Below are 6848 nucleotides of genomic sequence, written 5' to 3'. Positions count from 1 at the left end.
CAGTACCTCTATCCAGAGTGTGTAAAATAATGTAGTTTATTTAAACAAAAACTGTCAACCTATTTCAGGAAAAGACAGGGGCTGGTCCATGTGTTTGCGAAAGGCCGCCTTCCGTCTTGCAAAAGGCGGCCTTTCAGGCGGTAAAAGGCGGTCTTTCAGCCCGTGAAAGGCCGTCTTTTATAAGCAGTCTTTATTTCATCTCCTTCAGCAGGCAGGGGCGCACGCGTTCGGTCACACGGCCCTTCTCGCTCACGGTGACGGTCATCGGGGCCATGTCGGCTGCGTCGCTTGCCACCATTACCTTGTACTCTCCGCTCTCTACTTGCCACTGGCTGTCCTTCTCGTTGAACGAGGCCAGGCTTACGTAGGGTATCTTTATCTCTACGGTCTGTGTCTCGCCGGGAGCGAGCTTGCGCGTCTTGGCAAAGCCTTTCAGCTCGCGCGCCGGCTTGTCCATGTCCTTACCGGGTGCCGACACGTACACTTGCACCACGTCCTTTCCGGCCATGCCGCCGGTGTTCTTCACGGTTGTCCTTACGGTTATGTCGCCGTCGGCGTTGACGGACACCTCGGGGCGGCCTTGCTCGAAGGTGGTGTAGCTCAGTCCGTAGCCGAAGGGGTATGCTACGCTTACGCCTTTCGTCGTGTAGTAGCGGTAGCCTACGTACACGCCTTCGTTGTACTCGGTGTAGTCAAAGTTGCGCACCGTGCCCTCCGTGCGCTTGTCCTTGAAGGCGGCCAGGGCTTTGTTGATGAGGTCTTCGCTGATTTCGTCGGGCATGGGGAAGTCGGCCTTGTTGCATACGTCGGCGTATCTCTTGACCCATGTCATCGGCAGTCGGCCTGACGGACACTCCTTGCCCGTGAGCACGTCGGCCACCGAGTTGCCGCCTTCCTGTCCGGGCAGCCATACGCAAAGGATGGCGTCGGGCATTGAAGTCCACGTCTCGGTCTCCACCGGTCCGCATACGTTGAGGATAACTACTACCTTCTTGCCTGCCTTGTGGAATGCCCCGCACACTCCTTCCACCATCTTCAGTTCAGCCGGCGTGAGGTTGAAGTTGTCGGAAACGTTCCTCTCCATTGACTCGCCCGAGGTCTTGCCGATGGTTATTATGGCCATGTCGTTGCCCTTGGCGGCCTTGTCGAGCATGTCTTGCGGCAGCTCCATCTCGTCGATGAGCTTCTCCGGCAGGAAGCGGTCCCTTTCTTTCTTGCCTTTGTCCAGCGCCGCCTTGGCCTTTGGAATGTAGTCGAGGTAGGCCTTCTGTACTTTCCTGTCAATCCTGAGTCCGGCGTTCCCGAGTCCTTCGGTGAGGCTTACCACGTAGGCGTGGTTGACGTTACCCGAGCCCGTTCCTCCCGCTATGAAGTCGTAGGAGGTGCGCCCGAACACGGCAACCTTCCTTGTCCCGCCAGCCAGCGGCAGCGCCCCGCCGTCGTTCTTGAGCAGCACCATGCCCTCGGTGGCGGCGTTGCGCGTTATGAGCGCGTGCGCCTTCAGGTCGGGATTGTTGTCGGCCTTGTGCCCCTTGAACGTGGGCGTGCGCATGATGAACTCGAGAATGTGGCGTATGTTGCGGTCTATTATCTCCATGGATATGTGCCCGTTGACGATGGAGCGCTTCAGTTCTTCCCTCTGCGCCGTCTTTCCGGGCATTATAAGGTCGTTGCCGGCCTCCATCTGGGCCGTGGCGTACTGCCCTCCGAACCAGTCGCTCACGACCATTCCGTTGAAGCCCCACTCGTGGCGGAGTATCTCCGTCACGAGGTCGGCACGCTCGCTGGCCATCGTTCCGTTAATCCTGTTGTACGATGTCATGACGGTCCAGGGCTGCGTTTCCTTCACGACGATTTCGAAAGGCTTGAGGTATATCTCCCTGAACGTGCGCGGCGAGCCTACCACGTTGTTGCTCGTGCGGTTGGTCTCCTGGTTGTTCAGTGCGAAGTGCTTTAGCGACGTGCCTACGCCGTTGCTCTGTATGCCGTTCACCACGGCCACGCTTATCTTGCCGGCCAGCAGCGGGTCCTCGCTGTAATACTCGTAGTTGCGCCCGTTCAGCGGGTTGCGCATGATGTTGGTTGCCGGCGCCAGCAGCACGTCTATGCCGTAATGGCTGGTCTCGTCGCCCATGGCCTGGCCTATCTGGCCGGCAAGCTCGGTGTTCCAAGTCGAGCTTACCACCGTAGCTACGGGGAAGTGGGTGCAGTAGAACGTCTTGTCGGTACCCTCGCGCGTGGGGTCTATCCTGACGCCTGCCGGCCCGTCAGCCATTATTATGGCCGGTATGCCCAGTCGCGGGATGGCGTTCGTCTGGCCGGCGGCGCCCGGCACGAGTTCTGACGAGTTGCCGATGGTGGCCTTTTCGTCAGTGTCAATGCCTGCCGCTCCTATCACCATGTCGAGCTTCTCGTCAAGGGTCATGGCGTTGATTACTTCATCTATGGGGTCGGTTCCCAGTTTAGGATAGTTTTGTCCGCCCGCGTTTACGCAGCATGTTGCCGCGATGGCGGATAAAAGTAATGTTTTCTTTAGCATAAGGTAAAATTTTGTTTCCGGCGCAAAGGTAATAAGTATAGTTGCCGGGCGTAGCGGCAAGTAAGGGCAAAAGTAAACGCATTGAAAACGTAAAATACTTGTTTTCAATGCGTTACGTAAATTGTTGTGATACGGAAAGTAAGCTTTTTCAAACCTGCTTATTGCATTTTTCGCAGATGTATAGCACGTGTCGGCCGCCGCCGTCCGTCGTTCCGAAGATGTAGGCGTCGCCGCCGTCCTTCAGTTTGAGCTTGCGGCGCAGGGCGTCGGCCGCCATCGGGAAGTTCCTTACGCTTACGTTGGCGCGGCTGATGCCGGCAAGTGCCGTTTTCAGTTCACGCTTGTTCATCGTCGTAACGGCGCGTATCCTGAAGCCTCGGCCGGGGAAGGCGGGCACTTCTACAGGCGACGTGAACAGGTGGCTGTCGTGACTTATCTGGCTTACGCCGTACTCGCGGGCTATGAGACCGAAGCATCCGGCCTTCATCAGCGAGGCGTTCGGCTCGTAGAGATATGCCGGAGGGGATAACCGGGAAGGCTGGTAGAACCGGGATGACTGGGAAGGCTGGGGTGGCAGGGAGAACTGTGAGGGCGTGAAGGAGAACGTCTGGCTGTCGTTTACGCAATATATCTTTTCCGTACCGTCGTACTTACGCGACATGACCAGCAGCAATTCCTTGCACTCGTTGCCTGCCGATATGATGTGTATCTCGCCCACGTGCGGCCCCATGTCGGCCGCGGCCTTGCGCCAGTCGAGCATTGGCGAGAGCTTTATCATGGTGAAGTCGGCCTTGTCGAGCAGCGTTTCCTTTATCGCTACCATGTCGGGGGTGCAGTCGCTTATGGCGAAGGTGCGGCCGCCTTGCGCGTCGCGGCGTGCCGGGTCGGCGTATATCATCGTGCAATGCCCTACGGACGCGATAATTTGCGCTGAGTCGCCGCAAAGCGTCTCGGCCTGGGTAATGCCCAGCGCGGCCATGTTGTGCCGTGAGACGTCACGTAAACGGGCTTGCCGCTCAATGTAGACGGCCCGGCCGAACAGCGGCGCCATGAACGAGAAGTCTACTCCGAAGCCGCCCGTAAGGTCGATTAGGGTTGTGGGATTGTTGGGAAGAGCCGGGAGAACTGGGAGTTCTGCGATGAGGCGGCGCGCCACTCTGGCCTTGTAGGCGGCGGTCTGTTCGGAGGAGCATTGCTCCATGGCGAGTGCCGGCGGGAATATTATGGCGTCGTTGGCGGCCCACGTCGGCAGTTTCTTCCTTGCCTTCTGCCGCCCGGCTATCTGGTCGAGGGCGAAGGGCAGGTCGATGTCCGTGCGTCCGGCGTGGCGCAGCGCGAGGTCGCGGATGTCGGCGTCGAGGTTTTGGGAGATGAATTCCTGGGTGGTCATGGCTCTTTTTTTATTGGGTGTGGCGGGAGGAATGGGAGAACCGGGAGGGCTGGGAGGACGGGGAGGAATGGGAGTTTTTTGGAGATTTTAATATTTCCCGGTCCTCCAAGTTCTCCCAGCTCTCTCAGTTCTCTCAGTCTTTTCCTTTTCTACTTCCTGCCGTTTCTGTATTTCAGCCGTGCCCTTGTCATTTCCTCCCTGATACCGCCTTGTTCGAGGAAGCGGCGCTTGGCTGACTCTATCAGCCCTGCCATGAGGACGTCGGTTTGGTGGATTAGTATTATGGCGATGTTCGCCGTGGTTTCGGCCGACCGCGTTTTTATCCTCTCGCGGTAGAAGGCCGAGTCGGCGTGGGCGCGGCATGCCCTTCTTGTCTGTACGGCTTTGGGTGAGTCTTTCGGCCAAGTCTCCATGTCCCTCACCCTGAGAAAGTCCTCATAGTCTGCTAACAGCTCATGCAGGCTTGCCTTTGCCACGTTGTAGAGCTTTATTTCCGTCTCCTTCGATGCCGTCGCCGCCTGGCTCCCCTCGGCAATGTTCTGCTTGCCGCTGCGCGCCGCCTGCACCATCTGGTCTATGGTGCGGTCGCCGCGTTCAAGGTAAGTGTGGGCGAAGTGGTAGGTTATGTCGTAGATGCATTCGGCCTTGCGGTAGGCTATCAGCTTGTGGTAGTCGCCCCGGGGCGGCATGAAGTCTTTGTTGACGGTTGTCATGGCTTTCTTGTTTATTTGGTGAGGTGGGAGAACCGGGAGGGCTGGGAGGACGGGGAGGAATGGAAGTTTTTGGAGATTTTAATATTTCCCAGCCCTCCCGGCTCTCCCAGCTCTCTCAGTTCTCTCTTTTATTTGATTACTTTGTAATACTTCTTCGCGGTGGCTCTTGACACGAGGTTGAAGTGCCACCACTCCGTCCTTAGCGGGCGGAAGCCGGCGTAGCGCATTACTTCGCGCAGCAGCTGGCGGTTCTTGCGCGCCTGCGAGCTGATGCGGCCGCTGCTTACGAGGGCTGCCTCGCGGTCGATGTGCGCCGCGCTGCCCATGTAGTCGATTTTCGTTCCCATGTCGAGCGTGTCGCCGTCGAGCGTGGCCAGTGTTATGTCCACCGCCATGCCGTAGTTGTGCAGGCCTCCGCCGCGGGCGGGATTGCTTACGTAGAAGTACTTTTTGGTGTTCTTCACCTTGTCCCACATGCGCTGCTGTATGCTCATGGGGCGTGCCGCGTCATACACTTTCAGCGTTAGGTCGGGGCGCAGCTGCTTCAGTCTTGCCTGCGCCTTGGCCAGCGCGGCGGCGGCCTTGGGATGGAGGTAGGCGCGCGTTAGGTCGGTGTAGAGCACCGTGCCGGTGAAGTTGTCGGCCCTCGAATACATCAGGCTGACCTGTATCGACTTGTCCTTGGTGTGGATGTCGACCATTCCCTGCCGTTCCATCGACAGCTCCGTCTTCGTCTTGGCGGCCTTTGTTTGCGCGCTGGCCGGGGCGGCGAGCATGGCCATCAGCGCCAGCATGGTGATGGGAAATTTTATCATGACTGTGTTTTTAACGCAAAAGTAAGGCTTTTGCCGTCATAAAACAAATTTTCGCCGCAATTTGTTTGTTCTGCGTTTTATGGGAGTCTGCGTAACTATCTGGCGTTCAACGCATTGCGAAAGGCCATCTTTTGCAGTGCAAAAAACGGCCTTTCGCAATGTGGTTTGCGGTCTTTTGAAAGGCAAAAGGCCGCATTCCGCTGTTCCTGATTTTATGGGATTAGAGTGCTTCTACTTCTTGTGCTCCACGGTGTACACCACCTTGCCCTCCTTGTCGATGAGGTAGAGGTCGAGCGTCTGCTTGTCGGCGCTCACCAGCGAGAAGCCGCTCACGCCCGAACAGAACTGCGTTCCGTCAATCTTGTTGACGTTCGGACGGCTCAGCGAGCCGCTGGTGTTCACCACGTAGTCGATGTTGCATCCCGGCTTGCGTATGTGCTGGAAGTTGTGTATGTGGCCGCAGATGTACATGGCCACGTTCGGGTGCTTCAGCAGTACGGCGTTCAGGCGGTTCTGCATGTCGGTGCGCTCGGTGTCGTTCTTGTCGGTGTCGGCGTAGATGGGGTGGTGGCCCAGCACTATCACCCAGTCCTCCTTGGCGTCGGCGAGTGTCTGGTCGAGCCATGCCAGCTGCTTCTGGATATCCTCTTTGCCTGCGTCGGGGTATTTCCCGGTGTCCTTGCGGTACTTGTCTATCATCGGGGTGGTGTCGACGAAGACGAGGCGCACGGTCACGCCGTCGTCTTCCAGCACTTTCGTGTAATACTTGGCGGGCATTTCCCAGCGGCGGCTCACCTTGGCATAGTCAACCACGGCCTGCGTGTTTCCGCGGTACTCGTGGTTGCCGCAGATGGGGTACCAGGCCAGCATCAGCTCGGGATGCGAGTAGATGAGTTCGTAGTTGGTCATCCAGAGAGGGTCTTCGGTGCTCACGACGCCCTCGAAGTGGTGTATGTCGCCTGCCGCGGCAACGCACTCTATGCCGACGGTCTCGGCCATGCGGCCCATCAGTTCGGCTATCGGTTTCTGGTCGTAGTAGCCGTTGCGGCCCAGGTCGTTGGCCACGTAGAAGTTGACCGACTTCTCGAGTTTAGCCCACTCGGCGGGCGTCTGGCCCATAGCCGTGATGACGGCCATGGCCATGAGTAACATTAATGTTTGTATTCTTTTCATTGGGATGTTGTTTTTATTAATTTCGGAGTTAAGGAGTTATGGAGTAAAGGAGTTAAGACAATACCCTTGTTGACTTGTTCCACTTGTGCGGTTGGCTGGCAAGGCATGTATGATAAGCCCGGAAGCGCGTGCCGCCTGCAGGGGTATTGTCTTAACTCCTTTACTCCATAACTCCTTAACTCCTTGAAAAATACTTTAGAAATTCACCTTGAATCCTG

At 57.3% G+C, this 6848-nt stretch carries 5 protein-coding genes; all 5 read right to left on the bottom strand.

Annotated features, from left to right (window positions below; all coding sequences use genetic code 11):
- Positions 1-190: 190 nt before the first annotated feature.
- Positions 191-2539, bottom strand: a complete 2349-nt coding sequence (locus tag H6A34_RS13065) for a glycoside hydrolase family 3 C-terminal domain-containing protein (RefSeq protein ID WP_205105872.1) — start codon at positions 2537-2539, stop codon at positions 191-193.
- Positions 2540-2687: 148 nt separating this feature from the next.
- Complete coding sequence (locus tag H6A34_RS13060; protein WP_205105871.1) at positions 2688-3929, bottom strand: THUMP-like domain-containing protein; 1242 nt, start codon at positions 3927-3929, stop codon at positions 2688-2690.
- 149 nt (positions 3930-4078) lie between these two features.
- Positions 4079-4642 (bottom strand): four helix bundle suffix domain-containing protein, encoded by a 564-nt coding sequence (locus H6A34_RS13055; RefSeq protein ID WP_205105870.1) that lies wholly within the window; start codon positions 4640-4642, stop codon positions 4079-4081.
- Between the two features lie 128 nt (positions 4643-4770).
- Complete coding sequence (locus H6A34_RS13050) at positions 4771-5457, bottom strand: M15 family metallopeptidase (protein WP_021948851.1); 687 nt, start codon at positions 5455-5457, stop codon at positions 4771-4773.
- Between the two features lie 231 nt (positions 5458-5688).
- Entirely contained in the window at positions 5689-6630 is a 942-nt protein-coding gene (locus tag H6A34_RS13045; protein WP_205105869.1) for a metallophosphoesterase, read from the bottom strand.
- Positions 6631-6848: the final 218 nt, after the last annotated feature.

Source organism: Marseilla massiliensis (assembly GCF_016899855.1).
Taxonomy (GTDB): domain Bacteria; phylum Bacteroidota; class Bacteroidia; order Bacteroidales; family Bacteroidaceae; genus Prevotella.
This window is presented reverse-complemented; position numbering and strand designations above follow the sequence as displayed.